The sequence below is a fragment of the Bacillus sp. OV322 genome, assembly GCF_900112495.1.
Classification (GTDB): Bacteria; Bacillota; Bacilli; order Bacillales; family DSM-1321; genus Peribacillus.
Map to the genome: position 1 here is coordinate 42952 of NZ_FOMA01000011.1, position 22081 is coordinate 65032.

At 42.4% G+C, this 22081-nt stretch carries 24 protein-coding genes, 1 rRNA gene and 2 other annotated features; all 25 genes read right to left on the reverse strand.

Going from position 1 to position 22081, the window contains the following annotated elements; genetic code table 11:
• Positions 1 to 57 precede the first annotated feature (57 nt).
• A complete protein-coding gene (locus BM126_RS20640; protein WP_090991259.1) occupies positions 58 to 663 on the reverse strand; it encodes a class I SAM-dependent methyltransferase in 606 nt (201 codons plus the stop codon).
• 232 nt (positions 664 to 895) lie between these two features.
• Complete coding sequence (gene rplL, locus BM126_RS20645; protein ID WP_071351402.1) at positions 896 to 1261, reverse strand: 50S ribosomal protein L7/L12; 366 nt, start codon at positions 1259 to 1261, stop codon at positions 896 to 898.
• A gap of 58 nt (positions 1262 to 1319) precedes the next feature.
• A complete protein-coding gene (gene rplJ / locus BM126_RS20650) occupies positions 1320 to 1820 on the reverse strand; it encodes a 50S ribosomal protein L10 (protein WP_071351403.1) in 501 nt (166 codons plus the stop codon).
• Positions 1821 to 1858: 38 nt separating this feature from the next.
• Positions 1859 to 2004, reverse strand: a sequence feature (ribosomal protein L10 leader region).
• 46 nt (positions 2005 to 2050) lie between these two features.
• A complete protein-coding gene (gene rplA, locus BM126_RS20655; protein ID WP_090991243.1) occupies positions 2051 to 2755 on the reverse strand; it encodes a 50S ribosomal protein L1 in 705 nt (234 codons plus the stop codon).
• A 104-nt stretch (positions 2756 to 2859) separates the two neighbouring features.
• Positions 2860 to 3285, reverse strand: coding sequence for a 50S ribosomal protein L11 (rplK, locus tag BM126_RS20660; RefSeq protein WP_029282857.1), 426 nt, complete (start codon positions 3283 to 3285; stop codon positions 2860 to 2862).
• Positions 3286 to 3457: 172 nt separating this feature from the next.
• Positions 3458 to 3991 carry a transcription termination/antitermination protein NusG gene (gene nusG, locus BM126_RS20665; RefSeq protein WP_090991244.1) on the reverse strand — a complete coding sequence of 178 codons (534 nt, stop codon included), beginning with the start codon at positions 3989 to 3991 and terminating at the stop codon, positions 3458 to 3460.
• A 346-nt stretch (positions 3992 to 4337) separates the two neighbouring features.
• A complete protein-coding gene (gene secE, locus BM126_RS20670; RefSeq protein WP_071351406.1) occupies positions 4338 to 4520 on the reverse strand; it encodes a preprotein translocase subunit SecE in 183 nt (60 codons plus the stop codon).
• Between the two features lie 52 nt (positions 4521 to 4572).
• A complete protein-coding gene (gene rpmG / locus BM126_RS20675) occupies positions 4573 to 4722 on the reverse strand; it encodes a 50S ribosomal protein L33 (RefSeq protein ID WP_083392117.1) in 150 nt (49 codons plus the stop codon).
• A 144-nt stretch (positions 4723 to 4866) separates the two neighbouring features.
• Positions 4867 to 5499 carry an RNA polymerase sporulation sigma factor SigH gene (gene sigH, locus BM126_RS20680; RefSeq protein WP_170846125.1) on the reverse strand — a complete coding sequence of 211 codons (633 nt, stop codon included), beginning with the start codon at positions 5497 to 5499 and terminating at the stop codon, positions 4867 to 4869.
• An 88-nt stretch (positions 5500 to 5587) separates the two neighbouring features.
• Positions 5588 to 6097 carry an NYN domain-containing protein gene (locus tag BM126_RS20685; protein ID WP_090991245.1) on the reverse strand — a complete coding sequence of 170 codons (510 nt, stop codon included), beginning with the start codon at positions 6095 to 6097 and terminating at the stop codon, positions 5588 to 5590.
• A 3-nt stretch (positions 6098 to 6100) separates the two neighbouring features.
• The gene (rlmB, locus tag BM126_RS20690) at positions 6101 to 6844 is read right to left on the reverse strand and encodes a 23S rRNA (guanosine(2251)-2'-O)-methyltransferase RlmB (RefSeq protein ID WP_090991246.1); all 744 of its coding nucleotides are present in this window, start codon (positions 6842 to 6844) and stop codon (positions 6101 to 6103) included.
• A gap of 4 nt (positions 6845 to 6848) precedes the next feature.
• Entirely contained in the window at positions 6849 to 7265 is a 417-nt protein-coding gene (locus BM126_RS20695; protein WP_090991247.1) for a Mini-ribonuclease 3, read from the reverse strand.
• A 2-nt stretch (positions 7266 to 7267) separates the two neighbouring features.
• Positions 7268 to 8665, reverse strand: a complete 1398-nt coding sequence (cysS, locus tag BM126_RS20700; protein ID WP_090991248.1) for a cysteine--tRNA ligase — start codon at positions 8663 to 8665, stop codon at positions 7268 to 7270.
• Positions 8655 to 9314, reverse strand: coding sequence for a serine O-acetyltransferase (cysE, locus tag BM126_RS20705; RefSeq protein WP_090991249.1), 660 nt, complete (start codon positions 9312 to 9314; stop codon positions 8655 to 8657). Before cysE ends, cysS begins: the two co-directional genes overlap by 11 nt.
• 86 nt (positions 9315 to 9400) lie before the next feature.
• Positions 9401 to 9650: a binding site (T-box leader), on the reverse strand.
• 45 nt (positions 9651 to 9695) lie between these two features.
• Positions 9696 to 11153: a glutamate--tRNA ligase gene (gltX, locus tag BM126_RS20710; protein WP_090991250.1), complete on the reverse strand. Its 1458-nt coding sequence runs from the start codon at positions 11151 to 11153 to the stop codon at positions 9696 to 9698.
• An 88-nt stretch (positions 11154 to 11241) separates the two neighbouring features.
• Entirely contained in the window at positions 11242 to 11721 is a 480-nt protein-coding gene (gene ispF / locus BM126_RS20715; protein WP_090991251.1) for a 2-C-methyl-D-erythritol 2,4-cyclodiphosphate synthase, read from the reverse strand.
• A gap of 311 nt (positions 11722 to 12032) precedes the next feature.
• Positions 12033 to 12737 (reverse strand): 2-C-methyl-D-erythritol 4-phosphate cytidylyltransferase, encoded by a 705-nt coding sequence (gene ispD, locus BM126_RS20720; RefSeq protein WP_090991252.1) that lies wholly within the window; start codon positions 12735 to 12737, stop codon positions 12033 to 12035.
• 20 nt (positions 12738 to 12757) lie between these two features.
• Positions 12758 to 13849, reverse strand: coding sequence for a PIN/TRAM domain-containing protein (locus tag BM126_RS20725; RefSeq protein ID WP_090991253.1), 1092 nt, complete (start codon positions 13847 to 13849; stop codon positions 12758 to 12760).
• Between the two features lie 226 nt (positions 13850 to 14075).
• Positions 14076 to 15149: a DNA integrity scanning diadenylate cyclase DisA gene (gene disA, locus BM126_RS20730; protein ID WP_090991254.1), complete on the reverse strand. Its 1074-nt coding sequence runs from the start codon at positions 15147 to 15149 to the stop codon at positions 14076 to 14078.
• A 2-nt stretch (positions 15150 to 15151) separates the two neighbouring features.
• On the reverse strand, positions 15152 to 16543 hold the full coding sequence (gene radA / locus BM126_RS20735; protein WP_090991255.1) for a DNA repair protein RadA: 1392 nt from the start codon (positions 16541 to 16543) through the stop codon (positions 15152 to 15154).
• A gap of 240 nt (positions 16544 to 16783) precedes the next feature.
• Complete coding sequence (gene clpC / locus BM126_RS20740) at positions 16784 to 19222, reverse strand: ATP-dependent protease ATP-binding subunit ClpC (protein ID WP_090991256.1); 2439 nt, start codon at positions 19220 to 19222, stop codon at positions 16784 to 16786.
• Complete coding sequence (locus BM126_RS20745; protein WP_090991257.1) at positions 19219 to 20319, reverse strand: protein-arginine kinase McsB; 1101 nt, start codon at positions 20317 to 20319, stop codon at positions 19219 to 19221. Before BM126_RS20745 ends, clpC begins: the two co-directional genes overlap by 4 nt.
• Positions 20316 to 20870: a protein-arginine kinase activator protein McsA gene (locus BM126_RS20750; RefSeq protein ID WP_090991258.1), complete on the reverse strand. Its 555-nt coding sequence runs from the start codon at positions 20868 to 20870 to the stop codon at positions 20316 to 20318. The genes BM126_RS20745 and BM126_RS20750 overlap by 4 nt, the downstream gene beginning before the upstream one ends.
• Before the next feature lie 19 nt (positions 20871 to 20889).
• Positions 20890 to 21351: a CtsR family transcriptional regulator gene (locus BM126_RS20755; RefSeq protein WP_071351422.1), complete on the reverse strand. Its 462-nt coding sequence runs from the start codon at positions 21349 to 21351 to the stop codon at positions 20890 to 20892.
• A gap of 637 nt (positions 21352 to 21988) precedes the next feature.
• Positions 21989 to 22081 (reverse strand): 5S ribosomal RNA (rrf, locus tag BM126_RS20760); the annotation flags it as partial.

Consider the following 22081-nt stretch of genomic DNA (forward strand, 5'->3'; position numbering starts at 1 on the left):
ATAGTTAAGGAATTATATATATGCATTATATAATACTAACATAGCCAAAAAACAGAGTCAAACCTTTTTAGATACAAGAATCCAATAGCCCTTTTTCTTTTCTGCTATCTCTGCATTTCCAAAAAGCTGCTCCATTTTATCCATTGCTGATGGCGCACCCTGCTTTTTTTGAATGACAACCCGCAATTCGCCGCCAGTGACTAATTTCTTAAAACTTTCCTCGAAAATCTCATGAACAACCTTTTTTCCTGCCCTTATAGGAGGATTTGTTAATATAGCAGCAAACTGGGAGGATTGGACATTTTCCAGCCTGTCACTTTCATAGATTTTCACATTGCTTATTCCGTTGGCTTTTGCGTTATCTTTAGCAAGTTCTACAGCACGGTTATTGATATCTACCATTTCTACGGTTCTTTCCGGAAAAGAAGCTGCAACAGATAGTCCAATAGGACCGTATCCGCAACCAACATCCAGGATATCCCCTCTCAGTTCGCTATCAAATTGAAAAGTTTCAATAAGAAGGCGCGAACCAAAATCAATATCATTTTTAGAGAATACGCCATTATCACTTTTAAAACGGAGTTTACGTCCTCTTAATGTATCATCCCAAAATTTCGGATTGCTTTCCACATCCGGATTTTGTGAATAGTAGTGGTCTGACAGAGTCATCTCCTCCTATCGGAAAGGAATAATTGAAGAAAATATGAGAGAAGATTTTTCAAGAAACGGAGTCGCGGATTCTTTATTTAACAAGAGAATTCCCTGTTGGCACCGCCTCAAGAATCCAGTTATTCAAACGGCCGCAATATCTAATCAGCCGTACAGACATGGAGAAAACAAGAAATGAAGTGAAAAAAAGCCCGCTAATATAAGCGAGCTTTTTTATCAAGCAACATTACTTAACTTCAACGTTTGCTCCAACTTCTTCAAGTTTACCTTTAACTTCTTCTGCTTCTTCTTTAGACACGCCTTCTTTGATAGCTTTAGGTGTGTTGTCAACAAGTTCTTTCGCTTCTTTAAGTCCAAGACCTGTGATTTCGCGAACAGCTTTGATAACTTTGATTTTTTGGTCTCCAGCGCTAGCAAGGATAACATCAAATTCAGTTTGTTCTTCAGCAGCACCGCCAGCAGCAGCTCCGCCGCCCATTGCTACAGGAGCAGCAGCAGTTACGCCAAATTCTTCTTCGATTGCTTTTACAAGGTCATTTAATTCTAAAACAGTCATGTTTTTAACTGCTTCAATGATTTGATCTTTAGTCATTGTATAGTTCCTCCTAGTATGGTTGTTTTTTTAAAATCGGCCGGTAGCGGCTATTAGCTTACGCGCCTTGCTCTTCTTTTTGTTCTGCAACAGCTTTTGCTGCAAGAGCAAGATTGCGGATAGGTGCTTGAAGCACGCTTAGTAGCATAGACAGCAAGCCTTCACGTGATGGAAGATCTGCAAGTGCTTTAATTTCTTCAGCAGATGCAACATTTCCTTCGATAACTCCAGCTTTGATTTCTAATGCTTCATGTTTTTTCGCGAAATCGTTAAGGATTTTCGCTGGCGCAATAACATCTTCACTAGAGAACGCAATTGCATTTGGTCCTGTAAGAGATTCGTTCAAACCAGTAAGTTCAGCTGCTTCAACTGCACGGCGAGTCATTGAGTTTTTGTAAACCTTGAACTCAACGCCTGCATCACGAAGCTGTTTACGAAGTTCAGTAACTTCACTAACAGTCAGTCCGCGGTAGTCAACTACAACAGTTGATTGGCTTGCTTTAAATTTATCAGCAATCTCTTCAACGATTTGTTTCTTTTGTTCGATAACGCTGCTCATCCTTACACCTCCTATTGATTTGCTTGAAAACATTTATACCGTTTAAAGAAAAAGCCTTCATATCAAGCAGACATGAAGGCAGTAATTTCAAAAGTCATAGTCCTAAAACTATATTTATCGAATTACCTAGGCAGGATATTAAGCCAAAAGCCCCTGCTGTCTTCGGTACAAATGATATTCATTTATTAACACAAAACGTATTATATCAATAATCGTTTTGGATTGTCAAATTAATTTTTTACTGCTACGAAAGAAGAAGGATCAACCTTCACGCCAGGGCCCATTGTAGTTGTTACAGAAACATTCTTCATGTAAGTTCCTTTTGCAGCTGCAGGCTTAACTTTCATCAATGTATCATAGATTGTTGTAAAGTTTTCAACCAATTTGCTGTCTTCGAAAGAAACTTTACCGATTGGAGCATGAATATTACCAGCTTTATCAACGCGGTATTCTACTTTACCAGCTTTGATTTCGTTAACTGCTTTAGTAACATCAAATGTAACTGTTCCTGTTTTAGGGTTTGGCATTAAGCCTTTAGGTCCTAATACACGTCCAAGTTTACCAACTTCACCCATCATGTCAGGAGTAGCTACGATTACATCGAAGTCAAACCATCCTTGCTGGATTTTAGCGATGTAGTCTGTATCGCCTACGAAGTCAGCTCCGGCAGCTTCTGCTTCTTTAGCTTTTTCGCCTTTTGCAAAAACCAATACACGCTGAGTTTTACCAGTTCCATTAGGAAGCACTACTGCTCCACGGATTTGCTGATCTGCTTTCTTAGGGTCTACGCCTAAACGGAAAGCCACTTCAACTGTTGCATCGAATTTTGAAAAATTAACTTTTTTAGCTAATTCAACAGCTTCAGCCGCTGAGTAAGCTTTTGAACTGTCAACTAGTTTAGCTGCTTCAAGATACTGTTTACCTTTTTTTGCCATGATATAAATCCTCCTAAATTGTGGTTTTAACGGAATGACCTCCCACGAATAAAGGTTGCGAGTATCAATCGCAACCTCGTAGAAACCAATAGCTTTTATATGGATTAGTCTTCGATGACAATACCCATACTGCGTGCTGTACCTTCAACCATACGCATAGCAGATTCAACGTTTGCTGCGTTTAGATCAGGCATTTTAGTTTCAGCAATCTCACGTACTTTATCACGCTTGACTGTAGCAACTTTGTTACGGTTAGGTTCACCAGAACCAGACTCAATTCCAGCCGCTTTTTTAAGCAATACTGCAGCCGGCGGAGTTTTTGTAATAAATGTAAATGAACGGTCTTCAAATACTGTGATTTCTACAGGTATGATAAGACCAGCTTGGTCTGCTGTACGAGCATTAAACTCCTTACAGAATCCCATGATATTAACACCAGCTTGACCCAATGCAGGACCAACCGGTGGAGCCGGATTAGCTTTACCAGCAGGAATTTGCAATTTAACCATTTTAATTACTTTTTTAGCCACGAGACACACCTCCTTATAAGTCCGTGATGTGGTAATAGGGTATTTACCCTCCCACTCATCGTAATTCTTTATATTGTGAATAAAGAATGTTTAGATCGTTAAGGTCTCATATGAAACATACTGACCTTTGAAATTTTACCACTTTCCAAAAGTGATTTCAAGTTATTTCAATTTATAATTTTTCCACCTGGTTAAAATCAAGTTCAACTGGTGTATCCCGGCCAAACATGTTGACGAGCACCTTGACTTTGCTTTTATCTGTATCAAGTTCTTCGATCAATCCGGTAAAGTTCGCAAACGGACCTTCTTTCACCTGTACGGTTTCACCGATTTCGAAGTCAACTTCAATGCGTTTTTCATCTACTCCCATGCGCTTCAAAACTACTTCAATTTCTTCAGGCAATAATGGGGTCGGCTTGGATCCCGCTCCAGATGAGCCAACGAATCCTGTAACTCCCGGTGTGTTTCGCACAACATACCATGAATCATCAGTCATGATAATCTCTACAAGCACATAGCCCGGAAACACTTTCTTTTTCATTACCTTCTTTTTGCCGTCTTTGATTTCTGTTTCTTCCTCTTCCGGTACAACTACCCGGAATATCTTATCTTCCATACCCATTGTTTCTACACGTTTTTCAAGATTTGCTTTTACTTTATTTTCATATCCTGAATAAGTGTGCACAACATACCAGTTCTTTTCCATTCATTTGGACTTTTCGTCCATCCCTCCCCGTGTTCATTTCTATTTTCGCAAGGCAATACATGCCATTATTTATTAGTCTGACACAAGTGCTGCAGCCTGTTCGCGGGACAAAAGGATTCAGAAGGTTATATCCGCGCCTCCCCAATTTGCTCCAGTCCCGGGCGGCAGATCCGTTTTTCCGGAACACTTCCTTATGTCCTGGCGGCAGCCGCGTGAACAAACTGACATACGAACAATAAATAGCGTTTTTATTGTAAATAAAAAAAGACAAATTAAAAAACCCGTTTCCGGGCTTTTCTTCTGACACTTATTATTCTATCACTATTATACCTTATTTTTAAATCTCTTATTCAAGAACAAAGCGAATTAATTTAGAAATCCCTAAATCCACAACTGTAAAAAACACAGCCATTACAGCTACAGTTGTTACAACAACGACTGTATATCTTGCAAGCTCTTTTCGTTTAGGCCAGCTTACTTTTCTCATCTCGCGGCCTACTCCGCGGAAAAACTCAGTTAAGCGATTCATGAATGTACCTCCAACAAATAGGGATAGCTTTTTTCAAATCTATTTAAATTGTTTATTTTGTTTCCTTGTGGACTGTATGGGCATTGCATGTACTGCAATATTTTTTGACCTCAAGCCGTTCAGTGCCAGACTCTTTATTGCTTTCAGAGCTGTAATTCCTGGATCCGCAATCGGTACAAGCCAGGATGATTTTTTTTCTCATAACATACACCTGTCCTATCTTTATGTCCATAAAACCTTATCACGGCTGTCTTTTATTGTCAATAATCAAAAAAATGAGAAAAGGCAGGCTTTATACCTGCCCAATCATGTTCTATCTGTCTTGCACAATAGTAAAAGGGGGCGGCTAAAGTGTAACTTCCCTTACCTCCAAATAGCGTTCCAGCTTCCGCTTCACACGCTGGAGCGCATTATCAATAGACTTAACGTGCCGATTCAGTTCTTCAGAAATCTCCTGATAGGATTGTCCATCCAAATAAAGAGACAATACTTTTCTTTCGAGATCACTGAGCAATTCGGCCATCTTTAATTCAATGTCATCGAATTCTTCCTGGCTGATGATCAGCTCTTCAGGATCCAGGGCTTTTGTCCCTGAAATCACATCCATGAGTGTCCGGTCGGATTCTTCATCATAAATCGGCTTATCCAGAGAAATATAGGAGTTCAGCGGGATATGCTTTTGTCGTGTGGCTGTCTTGATTGCTGTGATTATCTGCCTTGTAATGCAAAGTTCAGCAAAGGCTTTAAAAGAAGAAAGCTTGTCCCCTTTAAAGTCACGGATTGCTTTATACAGGCCGATCATGCCTTCCTGAACGATATCTTCCTTGTCAGCGCCGATTAGAAAATAAGTTCTTGCTTTGGCTCTGACAAAGTTTCTGTACTTATGGATTAAAAAATCCAAGGCTTCGCTGTCGCCTTTATGTACCAGGTCTATAAGTACATCATCATCAAATTGCAGATACTTTTCATCATGCCTCATTGAAAAATTGACACCCACATTTGCCCCCCCTGACCGTACACCGTAGTTAGCAATATTATACAGTAGGGAAATTTTATACGTCAACAGCCTACAGCTGTCCCCGCCTCCATTTTTCGAATATTTCTGCAACTTCTTCTGAAAGCTGGATTTTTGTGGCTGGTTTTATTTTCACTGTCTTTTTCACGCTTTTTTCAATATCGGCATGTATCTGTGATACTTCAATTAATAACTCGCGGGCTGACTTCCTTAGAGCACCTTGTCCGAAAATGACCCATTGTTCCGTGTAATCAGAAGTAGCTACATGAACCTGGGTCTTCACATTATTTAAGTCGATGGCCATTTTTTCAATCCGCTCGTCTGCCGTTTCATTTTCCCGGGTAAAGATTACTTCCACCTTATAATTGTTATATTTTCTGGCAATTCCCTGGACGAATTGCGCATCAAAGATGATGATTACCCGATCGCCTGTAAATGCTTGGTATTCAGCCATTTGCTCAATCAGCCGGTCCCTGGCTGCCGCAAGATCTTTGTCTTTTAATTCTCTTAGTTCCGGCCAGGCTCCAATGATGTTATAACCGTCTACCAACAGAATATTCATGTTCTATTCCCCTAGAGGATTTCTTTTTCGATACACTTCATACATCAGCAGGCTTGCTGCTACAGAAGCATTTAAAGAGGTGACTCTGCCGGCCATCGGCAAGTTAATCAGGAAATCACATTTATCCCTGACAAGCCTGCCCATACCCTTTCCTTCACTCCCAATGACAAGTCCAATCGCCATTTTGCCGTCCATGCTCCGGTAGTCATCGCTTCCCTTAGCGTCTGTTCCGACAATCCAGACAGCCCGCTCTTTCAATTCGTCGATGGTTCTTGCCATATTTGTCACACGGGCCACAGGGATGTACTCTATTGCGCCTGTTGACGCTTTGGCAACCGTCGCAGTCAGACCTACTGCCCTGCGCTTCGGAATAATGATCCCATGTGCTCCCACAGCATCAGCCGTACGCATGATGGAGCCAAGATTATGGGGATCTTCAATTTCATCCAGGAGAATGAAAAAAGGTGCTTCATTCCGCTCTTGGGCAACGGCGAACAAATCATCCACCTCTGAGTATTCATAAGCTGCCACCAGGGCGGCGACCCCCTGGTGATTTCCTTCTGCCAATTGGTCAATCTTTTTCTTTGGCACTATTTGCACAAGAACGCCATTTTCCTTCGCCAGAGAAAAAATTTGCTGCATTTGCCCTTTTTGAGATCCTTCTGCAACCCAAATTTTATTAATATCCCGTTCGGAACGGAGAGCTTCCAAAACGGGGTTTTTTCCAATGATGTATTCTTCGCTCATAGGTTCATCTCCCTTTTTCGTCTTCAATATAAGTAATGGCGGCTAAAACAAGCTCTTCCAGTCTTTCGTTTTGTCCGGATAAATACAAGAAGCCCATCAATGCTTCAAACGCTGTTCCATATCGGTATGTCTGGACATCCGTATTTTTTGGAACTGTACCGGACTTTGCATTTCTCCCTCTTCGCACCACTGCCGTTTCTTCATCTGTCAGCCTATTTGTTTCGATGAAGAAATGAATAATTTTACTTTGGGCTTTGGCGGATACAAAGGAAGTAGCTTCTCTATGCAGCAAATTGGGCTTTACCGCTCCCTTTTGAATAAGGTGATGCCGGATATACGTTTCATATACGGCATCACCCATGTAAGCAAGGGCAAGGCTATTCAGTGTCTTTTCATCAACTTTATTGTCATAGTGAAGCATACTTACCCTCTTTTCCATCTTGTCCCCTGTGGTGTATCTTCAAGAATGATATCCATATCCTTTAAACGGTCCCTGATTTCATCAGAAAGTTTAAAATTGCGGTCTTTTCGGGCCTGTATTCTTTGCTGAATCAGCGCTTCAATATCTTCATCCAATAGGGCTTCTTCCTCTAGGGTCAGTCCTAAAATATCGAATAAGGTTTCAAATTCGCTGATGAATGCCTCAATCACCTTTTTATCCGTGTTTTTTTCCATCAAGTAGTAATTAGCCTGTTTAGAAAGCTCAAAAAGAACAGAAATGGCATTGGCTGTATTGAAATCATCATCCATTTCTTTCAGGAATTGTTCATGAAACTCTGAAATATTCTGCAGCCATTCTTCGTTATTTGCCGTTAAACCGTCACTTGAATTCAAGCGATGCTTCAGATTCTGGTAAGAGGTCTTTAAGCGATCCATTGCTGCATTCATATTTTCCAATAACTCTTCGCTATAATTAATCGGATGGCGATAATGAACGGAAAGCATGAAAAATCTTAGTACATTCGGGTCATGTTTTTTGATAATATCATGCACAAGCACAAAATTGCCAAGCGATTTAGACATTTTTTCATTATCAATATTTATATAACCGTTATGCATCCAATAATTCGCAAATGTCTTCCCTGTCATGGCTTCCGACTGGGCAATTTCGTTCTCATGATGCGGGAATGCCAAATCCTGTCCGCCAGCATGGATATCAATAGTGTCCCCAAGGTATTTCCGCACCATTGCCGAGCATTCGATATGCCATCCCGGGCGTCCCATGCCCCATGGACTGTTCCAGGAGATTTCACCTTCTTTGGCTGCTTTCCAAAGTGCAAAGTCAAGTGCATCTTGCTTCTTTTCGCCTACTTCAATCCTTGCCCCAACGCGCAGTTCATCAATGGATTGATGTGACAGCTTGCCATATCCCTCAAATTTCCGTGTCCTGTAATAGACATCTCCTTCAGATTCATATGCATAGCCTTTCTCAATTAATGCAGCAATGAAGTCGATGATGCTGTCCATATTTTCCATGACGGTAGGATGGGCATCCGCTCTTTTGCATCCGAGTGCTGATACGTCCTCAAAGTAGGCATTAATAAATCTTTCCGAAATAGCCGGAACATCCTCTCCAAGCTCTTTGGCTGCCCGGATCAGTTTATCGTCTACATCCGTGAAATTAGAAACAAACTGAACATCATAGCCGCGGTAGGAAAGATGCCGTCTTACTGTATCAAATACGATAGCTGGCCTTGCATTTCCTATATGGATATAATTATATACGGTAGGACCGCATACATACATTTTTACTTTTCCTTCTTCTAACGGTTTAAAATCCTCTTTTTTTCTAGTGACGGTATTATAAATTTTAATCGCCATTTTTGATTGCTCCTTTTTCCTGCCAAAGCTTTAATTCAGCTTTTAATTCTTGTATTTGTCTTTCCAGATCTTTAAATCTGTCTCCAGTCGGATCAGGCAGGTCTGAATGATTAAGGTCTTTATTGATTTTCATCCCGTCTCTTTTAACCACTTTCCCCGGAATGCCTACAACTGTCGAGTTTGGCGGTACTTCTTTCAGCACGACGGAACCTGCCCCGATTTTTGAGTTTTCTCCTATGATAATGGAGCCAAGAACCTTTGCTCCTGTTGCGATTAACACATTATCCCTGATAGTGGGGTGGCGTTTGCCTTTTTCTTTTCCTGTACCGCCCAGCGTTACCCCTTGAAACACAGAAACATTATTGCCAATTTCACAGGTTTCCCCTATGACTACTCCCATTCCATGGTCAATGAAAAAACGTTTTCCAATCTTTGCGCCTGGATGAATTTCAATTCCTGTGAAGAATCGGCTGATTTGTGAAATTATCCGCGCCAGAAAGTAAAGCTTTCTTTTAAACAAAGCATGTGCAAGCCGGTGGCTCCAAATGGCATGAAGGCCTGCATAAGTCAATATGACTTCTAAATAGCTGCGTGCTGCAGGGTCCTGGTCAAAGACCACATCTAAGTCTTCTTTAAAAACTTTAAACACCGTGTTTCCTCCTGACTCCCCGTCTTTTTTGCCCTGTTTATTTCTCTTCTATTTTTCAGAAAACAAAAAAGCGCCTCTGCCATAATGACAGAGACGCTTTTCAAGCGCGGTTCCACTCTGTTTGGAATGTCATAGTATTTTTGCCATCATGTGCAAAAACAGATCATCCCCAACTTATATCCTTTAACGGAGGAAATTCCGTCTTTGCCTACTGCAATATGTTCAGCAAAGAACTCAAGGGTGCATTTCAGAAACAAGAGGCTTAAACCACTTTCAGCAGGTGTGGTTCTCTCTAATAAGCTTTGTTTACTTACTTCTCCCTATCGGCGCTTTTATCGTATAAGATTTTATTTATTACTATATTATATTTTCGCCAAATTGTTAACTTAAAATGCTTTCTAGACGCTGTTTAATTTTTTCTTTGCCTAAAAGAGCGATCGCCTTAGGCAGGTCGGGGCCATGGGTCTGACCGGTAACAGCGGAACGGATCGGCATGAATAGCTTCTTCCCTTTGTGGCCAGTGCCCTTTTGCACATTTTTAATCGCCTTTTTAACGGCCTCAGCAGTAAAGTCCTCAATTGAGTTAACTTCCTCAAGAAATGCTTTCATCACTTCAGGAACTTGTTCCTCAGCAAGAACTTCCTTTGCTTCTTCTTCAAAGTCAATGGTGTCTTTAAAGAATAGACCGGAAAGCGGCACAATTTCTGCTCCGTAGCTCATTTGCTCCTGATACAGTGAAACTAAGTCCTTCACCCATTCAGTTTCCTGTTCACTCAAATCGGCAGATACTCTGCCTGCTTTAATTAAGTGAGGAAGGGATATTTCCATGGCTCTTTCTGCAGAAATCTCTTTCACATACTGGTTATTCATCCATGCCAGCTTTTGCTGATCAAAAAGAGCAGGTGACTTGGACAGGCGTTCTGCCTCGAATTTCTCGATGAATTCCTCTTTTGTGAAGATTTCTTCTTCCCCGCTCGGAGACCATCCAAGCAAGGCAATAAAGTTGAAGAGGGCTTCGGGCAGATAACCTAAATCTTCATATTGCTCGATAAACTGAATGATTGATTCATCCCGCTTGCTTAGTTTTTTTCTGCTTTCATTTACGATTAACGTCATATGGCCAAAAACAGGAGGCTCCCAGCCAAATGCTTCATAAATCATCAGCTGTTTCGGTGTATTCGAGATATGATCATCCCCGCGCAGCACGTGGGAAATTTCCATCAGATGATCATCCGCAGCTACCGCGAAATTATAAGTTGGGATTCCGTCTTTTTTAACAATAACAAAGTCACCAATGCCATCAGATTCAAAAGAAACCTCATCCTTCACCATATCATTGAACGTGTAAACCTTGCCCGCAGGAACAGCAAAACGAATGCTCGGTTTTCTTCCTTCAGCTTCTAATTTTGCCCGGTCTTCATCAGTGAGGTGGCGGCATTTTCCGGAATACTTCGGTGTTTCGTTGCGTGCAACCTGTTCTTCCCGCTCCGCTTCAATTTCTTCCTCCGTGCAGTAGCATTTATAGGCAAGCCCTTGATCGAGCAGCTTTGTATAAAGACCTCTATAAATTTCGTTTCTTTCAGACTGGCGGTAAGGACCGTATTCTCCACCGGCATCAACGCCTTCATCCCAGTCCATGCCCAGCCAATCCAAATACTTCAGCTGGCTTTCTTCTCCGCCTTCAATGTTGCGTTTTTGATCTGTATCTTCAATGCGGATGATGAATTTTCCGCCTTGGTGTCTTGCAAACAGGTAATTAAATAAAGCAGTACGCGCATTACCAATGTGCAGGTGCCCAGTCGGGCTTGGTGCATAACGTACTCGAACTTCGCTAGTCATTTTGTGACGCCTCCTAAGGTATTACTGATAATCTATCATTCCATCTTATCATTTCAGGATTACATTTTAAAGCATCCCAATTACTGCTTCAATCAGCTTTGACTAAAAGAACAACCGCCTGTGCAGCAATCCCTTCACTTCTGCCGGTAAATCCAAGCTTTTCCGTGGTTGTTGCCTTCACGTTAATTTGGTCTGGAGCTGCTTCAAGCAGTTCAGCAATTCGTTCCTTCATTTGCTCAATATAAGGAGCCATTTTGGGGCTTTGGGCTATAATCGTACAATCGGCATTTCCCAGCACATATCCTTCTTTTTTTACTATTGTCCAAATATGCTGAAGAAGCTTGGCTGAATCAGCATCCTTAAACTCCGGATCTGTATCCGGAAAATGCTTTCCGATATCTCCCGCACCAATTGCTCCCAAGCACGCGTCACCAACAGTATGCAGCAAAACATCTGCATCCGAGTGACCAAGCAATCCCTTTTCATAAGGAATATCGATTCCTCCGATAATTAGCGGCCTTCCTTCTACAAGCTGGTGCACATCATATCCCTGTCCAATTCTAAACATACAGCCCTCTCCTTTTTTATCTGTTTTTTTAGTTAAGAAAGGCTGCGACTCGCCTTTCTTATGCTAGCCGAGGCTGTTCAAGGCGCTTCCGCTTTTTTTAGTCCAGCTGCAGCGCCTAGCCTCTCGAGGTCATAAACCGCTTAAGAAATGAAGCCAAAGTGCGCCTTCTTTTCTTAGGCGTCTTATGCTAGTCGAGGCTGTTCAAGGCGCTTCCGCTTTTTTTAGTCCAGCTGCAGCGCCTAGCCTCTCGAGGTCATAAACCGCTTAAGAAATGAAGCCAAAGTGCGCCTTCTTTTCTTAGGCGTCTTATGCTAGTCGAGGCTGTTCAAGGCGCTTCCGCTTTTTTTATGTAAAATGGCTTCGGCAAAGTATAAGTCTTCTTGTGTGGTTATTTTAATGTTATCATAGTTTCCCTCTATAATGACAACAGGCTGGCCAGATCTTTCAAGCAGGCTTGCGTCATCTGTTCCCAGGTAACCTTCCTCTTCCGCTCTTTTATGTGCTTCAAGCAGGGCTGAAACACGAAAAGCCTGTGGTGTCTGAACCGCCCACAAGCCAGATCGTTCAACGGTTTCCAGTACAGCTCCGTCTTTTGCTTTTTTTATGGTATCTTTCACGGGAACAGCCGCTACCGCTCCTCCATGTACGGAGGCAGCATCTGCCAGCTCGCCAATCAGTCCTGAATCGATAAAGGGCCGTGCTCCGTCGTGAACCAGCACAATATCACTAGTCGATAACTCCCTGATTCCATTGAATACACTTTGCTGGCGTTCACTGCCGCCTGCTGTTAATTTACTTATCTTTTTAAAACCATAAAGGGAAATAAGGCCTGAGAATATCGCTTCCTCAGCAGGATTAATGGAAAGGATGATTCCCCTGCAATTGGGATCATCTTCAAAAACCCTGAGAGTATGAACGATAATAGGTATTTGTGCCAGCTCAATGAATAACTTATTTTTACCCGCATTCATTCTCTTTCCCTGGCCGGCTGCAGGTATTACTACTTCATAAAACATATCTCTTCCCCTAACCTGTTTTATAATGCCTTTTCCAGCAATTTAGGCTTGGCAAAAATCATGCGGCCGGCAGATGTCTGCAGAACACTAGTCACAAGAACATCTAAGCGTTTGCCGATATGATCCCTTCCGCCTTCCACTACGATCATTGTCCCGTCATCTAAATATGCAATTCCCTGATTCTGTTCTTTTCCGTCCTTAATGACTTGTACATTCATCTCTTCACCCGGAAGAACTATAGGTTTTACGGCATTAGCCAAATCATTGATATTCAGCACCTGAACATTCTGAAACTCGCAAACTTTATTCAGGTTAAAGTCGTTTGTAACAACGATTCCGTTTGAAATCTTCGCAAGCTTAACAAGCTTGCTGTCGACTTCCTGAATATCTTCAAAATCGCCTTCATACATTTCTACTTTTATCGGCACTTCTTTTTGGATACGATTCAGTATATCCAGTCCGCGCCTGCCTCTGTTTCTCTTCAGTGCATCAGAGGAATCTGCGATATGCTGCAGTTCATGCAGTACAAATTGGGGAATGACTATTGTCCCTTCCAGGAACCCGGTCTGGCAGATATCAGCGATTCTTCCATCAATAATAACACTTGTATCAAGAATCTTCAGCTTGCTTCTATCATCCTCGCCATCTTCTGAATGGCCGTCCAAACCCTTTCTTTTCGTGCTTCTTGAAAATAAGTGCAGCAATTCATCACGTTTTTTAAATCCAACCTGAAAGCCTAAATAGCCGAATAACAGGGTCAAGAGAATTGGCGCTACCGTATTAATGACCGGAACCTGGATTAAATTAAGAGCAGATCCTATTAAAAAGGCAGCAAACAGTCCTACAATAAGTCCAAGGCTCCCGAATATAATATCTGTTATTGGGGCTTTAACGAGCGTTTCTTCAAACCACTTCATAAAGTTGACTACATACTCCACTGCCCAAAAAGTAAAAAGATAGAATATAATTGCGCCTAAAATTACACTAACATAAGGATTGTTTATAAAAGCAATATCATCTGCATGTAACAACGTTAATAGCTCAGGAATCAGGAAACTGCCCAGAGTTCCGCCTAAAATCAAAAAGCATGCTTGAATAATGCGTTTTAACATCCTCTCACCTCCTTTTAATCATTATTGACACTTTAAAAAAATTGAAACCCTGTTTTCAAAATTGTTGCTTTTATTCAGCAAAATGATTATTTTGTCACTAGCTTTCATGAAGCGGGATTGATTGTACCATTAGCCTAGCATCAGGGGAAAGGGGTGTCAAAAATAAGAAACTGATAAAGAGCATCTGCAAAAGGAGGCTGTCATAAATTTTTCACACTTTGAAATCCTACATTTTTCTTTCAGTAATCAGCTGGTTTTTTAGTATTTTCAAACCCTCTTTTATTTTATTTGCCCTTACTTCCCCAATTCCTTCTACATCATCCAGCTGTTCGACAGTTGCTTTGCTTATATGAGTGAAATCATTAAATTGCTTTATCAAATTTTCAATAATCAAGGAGGGAAGCCGCGGAATTTTGTGCAGAAGCCGGTAACCCCTGGTTTTCACGCTTTCGTCCAGGTGTATATAACCATTGTATCCAAGCGCCTTGATCAATAGGCTGTCTTCCATTTTTTCCAGCTGCGCCATCTCCTCAAGACGCCCGATAATTCCTTCTGGCTTTTCCTCCTTATCATAGCTGTAATCCTTAATAAGCAGCCTTCCCTCCTGTTCAAGGTCAAACAGGAGCTCATTCATCTGGAGACGGATCAGCCGTCCTTCAGTTCCCAGCTCATTTAGGTAAGCAAGAAGCTCCCCTTTAATCCTTAGCACCATTACATATCTGTGAAATACCCGAAGAAGATCAGCATACGTAACCATTTCCTCAAATTCCAGCAAACCTAAGTCCGATATGCTTTGCTGCAGAACGGCTTTATATTTCTCAAGGGTTTGAATGGCCAGGTTGGCTTTTGCTAAAATGACTGCGATATCTTTGAGTGCATAGCGGAAATTACCTTGATAAAGGGTAATGACATTCCGCCTTTGGGAGATTGCAATAACAAGAGTCTTTGTTTCCCTCGCAACCCGCTCAGCTGTCCGGTGCCTCATTCCTGTTTCTGTAGAAGGGACAGAGGTATCCGGTGCAAGCTGTGCATTGGCAAGAATGATTTGATTGGCTTTTTCATTCAGGATGATCGCTCCATCCATCTTAGCCAGCTCATACATGGTACTTGAGGTACAGGGGCAGTTGATTAAAAATCCTCCATCAACAATAGAGCGTACACGGTCATTGCACCCTACTACAATCAATCCGCCTGTATTGGCCCGTAATACATTATCAATTCCTTCTCTCAGGGGAGTACCGGGAGCAACCACTTGAAGGATATCCAATTTCATTTTCTCAAAAGCCTTTTTATCTGTCATCGTCACCCTCCTAAAGCATATTTAAGAGCCTCCGCCACAGTTGATACTCCTACGATTTCTATTCCTTTTGGAACACTCCATCCGCCTATGTTATTCGACGGGATAATAATGCGTTCAAAGCCAAGCTTAGCAGCTTCCTGCACCCGCTGTTCAATGCGTGAAACCCTTCTGACTTCCCCTGTAAGCCCCACTTCGCCAATCAGGCAGTCAGATGGCTTTGTCGGTTTATCACGGAAACTGGAGGCAATACTGACCGATACAGCCAAGTCAATGGCCGGTTCATCCAGCTTTACTCCGCCAGCGACCTTTAAGTAAGCATCCTGGTTCTGCAGAAGCAGTCCAACCCTTTTCTCCAAAACAGCCATTAACAGAGAAACCCGGTTATGGTCAACGCCTGTTGCCATTCTCCTTGGATTCCCGAAGCTGGTAGGTGAAATTAGCGCCTGAATTTCAACGAGTACCGGACGGGTTCCTTCCATGGAAGCAACAACTGTTGAGCCAGATGTGCCTTGTGAGCGCTCCTCCAAAAATATTTCCGACGGATTTCCGACTTCTTCAAGCCCATTTTCCTTCATTTCAAAAATACCCATTTCATTTGTGGAACCGAATCTGTTTTTAACCGCCCTGATGATTCGGTAGGTATGATGCCGCTCTCCTTCAAAATACAGGACAGTATCCACCATATGCTCTAATAGCCGGGGACCGGCAATTGCTCCCTCTTTCGTCACATGGCCGACAATAAAAATGGCAACACCTGTAGTCTTGGCAATCCGCATCAGCGTGGAAGTGCACTCGCGGACCTGAGAAACACTGCCAGGGGCAGATGTTACTTCAGATTGAAAGACTGTCTGAATCGAATCTATTATGACAAGGTCAGGCTGAACATCGCTAATGGCCTGCTGAATGTAATCCATATCTGTTTCCGAATAAACAAATAAATTTTCTGAAGCGGCCCCGAGACGATCCGCTCTAAGCTTGGTCTGTTTAACGGATTCTTCTCCCGATATATAAAGAACCTTTTTTTGTTTTCTCGCCAATTGTGAAGACACCTGCAGCAATAGAGTGGACTTACCGATTCCAGGGTCCCCTCCTATCAGCACCAGTGAACCTTGGACAATTCCTCCGCCAAGCGCCCTGTTCAACTCTCCCAAGTCAGTCGCAATCCGGGGCTCCTGTGATGTTTCAATGGTAGTTATAGGCGCAGCCTTTTGGCGGCCAGCACCCAATCCGGCAGGATCGGAATGCGAAAAAGCGCCTCTTCTGGCGGGTTTGACAATTTCAACTTCTTCCACCATCTGATTCCATTCACCGCACCCCGGGCATTTGCCCATCCATTTTGCAGATTCATAACCGCAGGATTGGCACATAAATTTTGTCTTTTTTTTTGCAGCCATAATTAACTCCTTTTCACTTGCAATCTAATAAGAATTACAGCCACCACTACTAACATATTAAATGTCCTGGCGGTTTAATCCTTCTATTTTTTATTAAGCATTGTTAATGACTGATAATTTCCGCTCCAGGCTCTGATTTTCCGCTTCAATCATCATTTCCCATTATGAAGCACGAGCCATAAAACAGCCAAAAAATAGAGGTACACTGCAAATATGCGTGTACCTCCTTGCTGTTTAAAGTCAGTCAGCGTTAACAGTTGCTCCCTGCTTAATTGTAAATTCTCCGTTTTGAACATCCAGGACCACTTTATGCCCTTTTTGGACGTTGCCTTTGAGCAATTCTTCAGAAAGGTAATCTTCTACATGTTTCTGTATCGCCCTGCGGATTGGCCTTGCCCCATATTCAGGGTCAAAACCTTCATCTGCCACTTTTTCTTTTGCTGCATCAGTAAGTTCCAGTAAGATATCCTGCTCTTTCAGGCGTGTAATTAATTGATCTGCCATAAGAGTGACAATTTCCTTCAAATGCTTTTTCTCCAAGGAGTGGAAAACAATCGTTTCATCGATACGGTTCAGGAACTCTGGACGGAAGGCACGTTTTAGCTCTTCCATTACTTTCCCTTTCATATCTTTATAATCCTGTCCTTCATCCTGGATATTAAAGCCTACATATTTATTGCTTTTTAGTGCAGATGCACCGACATTTGAAGTCATAATCAGGATGGTATTCCTGAAATCTACAGTGCGTCCTTTGGAATCCGTCAATCTTCCGTCTTCAAGTACTTGCAGAAGAATATTAAACACGTCAGGATGCGCTTTTTCAATCTCATCCAGCAGCACTACTGAATATGGTTTTCTGCGGACCTTTTCTGTTAATTGCCCGCCTTCTTCATACCCTACATATCCTGGAGGCGACCCGACAAGACGTGATGTCGAATGTTTTTCCATATACTCGGACATATCAATTCGGATCATGGATTCTTCATCGCCGAAGATGGATTCTGCAAGAGCTCTTGCAAGCTCCGTTTTACCTACACCGGTCGGCCCAAGGAAAATGAATGAACCAATCGGGCGTTTCGGATCCTTCAGCCCTGCTCTTGCACGGCGGACGGCTTTCGAAACTGCTTTAACCGCTTCTTCCTGTCCTATAACCCTGGAGTGAAGGATCTCCTCCATATTAAGAAGTTTATCAGACTCAGTCTGGGCAAGGCGCGTTACCGGAACTCCAGTCCAGCTTGATACTACATGGGCAATATCGTCCACGGTTACTTCGCTGTTTTCCTGTCCCTGCTTTTCCTTCCAGGTCTTTTTAGTTTCTTCAAGCTGTTCTCTTAACCGCTGCTCTGTATCCCTTAAAGAAGCAGCCTTTTCAAATTCCTGGCTCTGGACCGATGCATCTTTTTCTTTGCGCACTTCATCTAACTTATGTTCAAGTTCCTTTAAGTTAGGCGGTGTTGTGTAAGAACGAAGCCTAACCTTTGAACCCGCTTCATCTATTAAGTCAATCGCCTTATCCGGAAGGAATCTGTCTGAAATGTAGCGGTCTGACAATTTAACTGCTGCATCAATGGCTTCATCTGTAATAGAAACACGGTGATGTGCTTCATAGCGGTCACGAAGGCCCTGCAAAATCTGAATGGATTCACTGATAGTCGGCTCATCGACCTGAATCGGCTGGAACCGCCGCTCTAGTGCAGCATCCTTTTCGATATATTTGCGGTATTCATCTAAAGTGGTTGCACCGATACACTGCAATTCACCGCGGGCCAATGAAGGCTTTAAAATATTTGAAGCATCGATTGCGCCTTCTGCTCCGCCTGCTCCAATCAGTGTATGAAGCTCATCAATAAACAGAATAATGTTTCCTGCCTGGCGTATTTCATCCATGACCTTTTTCAATCGGTCCTCAAATTCACCGCGGTATTTGGTTCCCGCTACAACAGTGCCCATATCAAGGGTCATAACACGCTTATCACGAAGGATTTCCGGCACTTCATTATTAATGATCTGCTGGGCAAGACCTTCAGCAATCGCTGTCTTGCCGACACCCGGCTCCCCGATAAGAACTGGGTTATTTTTTGTCCGGCGGCTCAACACTTCAATTACACGCTGAATTTCCTTGCTACGGCCAATAACTGGATCAAGGCTGCCTTCACGGGCAATAGCTGTTAAATCACGGGCAAGACTATCCAGAGTCGGAGTGCTCGCATTTGCAGAAGCATTCCCCTGGTGGCCGCCTGATTCATTGCTTCCCAATAGCTGAAGCACCTGCTGGCGAGCCTTGTTAAGGCTTACTCCCAAGTTATTGAGCACACGTGCCGCTACACCTTCACCCTCACGGATAAGCCCTAAAAGCACATGCTCGGTTCCAACATAGGAATGGCCTAACTTTCTCGCTTCGTCCATGGATAGTTCAATCACCTTTTTTGCACGAGGAGTGTAATGGATAGTTTGTGCAGTTTCCTGTCCTCGGCCAATAAGATTTTCCACTTCTTTCTGGATTTTTTCAGCACCAAGTCCAAGAGCATGCAAAGCCTTAGCTGCTATGCCTTCCCCTTCTCTGACTAAACCCAGCAATATATGTTCTGTTCCAATATTGTTATGTCCTAGACGAATTGCTTCTTCCTGTGCCAAAGCTAAGACCTTTTGGGCTCTCTCAGTAAAACGACCAAACATCATAGGGTAATTCCTCCTTCAGAATTTTCGTTTTTCTCTTCATTTAATCGTTCTCTTATCAATGAAGCACGCCGTATATCTCTTTCCCGGGCTCTCAGTGGACCCCCGGCATATTTTTGCAGGAAACCCGGCTGAGTCAAAATGATCAGCTCGCTTAAAATATTTTTGGAAACGTTGGTGATATAGCCCAAATCTATCCCCATTCTAACATCAGAAATGCATTTGGCCGCTTCCTTGGTCTCAATAATTCTTGCATTTGATAAAATACCATAAGATCGGTATATTCTATCTTCTAATTGTATGTTAGAGGTCTTAACTAATGCTTCTCTTGCTGACCTTTCCTGGGCGATTATCTGTTTTACCACCATAGAAAGATCCTCAATGATGTCTTTTTCAGATTTACCCAGGGTAATTTGGTTGGATATCTGAAAAATATTCCCCAGGGCTTCACTGCCTTCGCCGTATATCCCCCTTACCACCAGCCCCAGCTGATTCATAGCAGGGATAATTTGGTTAAGCTGCTGTGTCATCACCAGGCCCGGCAAATGCATCATAACTGAAGCCCTTAAGCCCGTTCCCACATTTGTAGGGCAGCTGGTCAAATAACCTCTTTCCTCATCATATGCATAATCCAAATTTTCTTCGACCCAGTCGTCAATTGTATTTGCAAGCTTCAATGCCTCAGTAAGCTGAAGCCCTGAAAATAAACACTGTATGCGCAGGTGGTCTTCTTCATTCAGCATAATGCTGACTTCTTCATTTTCAGATAGAAGGCATGCTCCATAAGGCGATTCCTCAGCCAAATGGGGGCTAATCAGGTGTTTCTCCACCAGTACGTTTTTTTCCAGCGGCTGCAGTTCTCCCATTTCAATAAACTCAAGCTTGCCGACACCAGGATGTGCGGAGTCTGACTCTTCAAGCCTGTTTTTAATTAAACCCAGAATTTGCTGAGCTTCTTCTTGCTTAAAGAAAGTAGGGAAAGTGAAGTCCTTAAAATTCCTTGCCAAGCGGACACGCGAGCTTAAAACAATATCATTTTCAGGACCTTCTTCTGTTAACCAGGAGCTCATTGCATTTTGAACAAACCGTTCAAGGCTCATGAATGGTCGACCCCCTCTTGCTCTTCATGCCTTTTTTCCAGTGAGCGTATTTTATCCCTGACTTCAGCTGCTTCTTCAAATTCCTCTTGATCGATATGCTGCTTCAGCACACCCTTTAAATCCGTAATTTGTTTTCTCAGATGAATCGTTCCGCCAATCCTCTTTGGTATTTTTCCGATATGTGCAGTATTGCCGCTATGCACCCGCTTAAAGATAGGATCGAGCTGTTCATTGAAGGACTGATAGCATTCCGCACAGCCGAACTTGCCTACATGAACAAATTGCTGATAGGAAAGATTGCATCGGCTGCACCGCAATTCTTCACGCTTTGGAAATGAATTAGCTTTCGTCTGCTGAAATCCAGGTTCAATATTATTAAGCAAACCTGCAAGCAAATGATTGAATGAGAAGCCTTGTGCTCCATTAGGCATAAACATATCGCCTTTTTCCTGTGCACATACTTCACAAAGATGGACTTCAGTCTTTTCGCCATTTATAATTTTCGTAAAATGAAGAGTTGCAGGTCTTTGATTGCATTCCTGGCAATTCATTCTCATCACCTCTGCCGGACTATTTATATTTTAATGTGGTAAGCATGGCTTTCAATATACGGGATCTTAATTCATCACGCTCTGGCAGATCCATGTAAATGACAGAACGATCAATAACGCTCATCATAATCTTCGCTTCTCTTTTATTAATAATCTCTTCATTTATCAGCCGGAAAATAACCCCTTCTGCCGTTGACTGTGAAACCCTTAAGCCCAAAAGAGACATCAATTGATCGATTAGCTCCGCGTGATCGTATGATTTTACTTTCATGATCCTTATATAGCCACCGCCGCCACGCTTGCTTTCAACCACATAACCTCTTTCAATCGTAAATCGGGTGTTGATTACGTAATTTATTTGAGAAGGAACGCATTGAAACTTATCTGCCACTTCACTTCTCTTTATTTCTAAAATATCCTTCTGACTTATCTCTAAAATCTGCTTCAAATAATTTTCGATAACATCAGATATATTCTTCACTACGCCTCCCCCATTCTGACTTTGACTATATTTGACTTTTATTATACAGTGAAAATCACAATTTGCAACTCATACGCTTTATGTAAATGCATTAACCATTTTCGCCAAAATGCAGGGGTCGGCATACTCTAAAAATTAATTTTTTTATATATATTTAATACCTCATAATGAATCATGTAAAACGCTGCCTGCGGATAAAATCTAAATTTTATTGCATGCTTTCCAAAAACTTCATTTTAGCGCCTATAAGATACTATGAGACTGAAGCCCTTTATGTGAGTCATAATCAGATATTCCTCTATATAAGAACCCTGTAATTCGGGCAAATTGCTTTAAACCGTATTTAATTATGGCAAATGGTGCTTGTATTACCTTCTGCTATGCCATAGGTCTTGCAGCCCTGGTACGCGTGTTTAATGCTTGCGTTCGAAGACCTGAACAGCGGTAACCGGACTGGGGAACTTTTTCATCAGCTTCTGCCGCTCGCCATAAATCGTACGCTGCTCACTCATCGTTCAATTTTTTTTGGCTATGCATTCAGGTTTTGGCTTAATGGACTCTTTTTCTCTTTTGAACTCTTATGAAATATCCATTTCTGCACACAAAAAAGACCAGCATCTCTGCTGGCCTTCCGTTTGCTTGGCGGCGTCCTACTCTCACAGGGGGAGAACCCCCAACTACCATCGGCGCTGAAGAGCTTAACTGCCGTGTTCGGAATGGGAACGGGTGT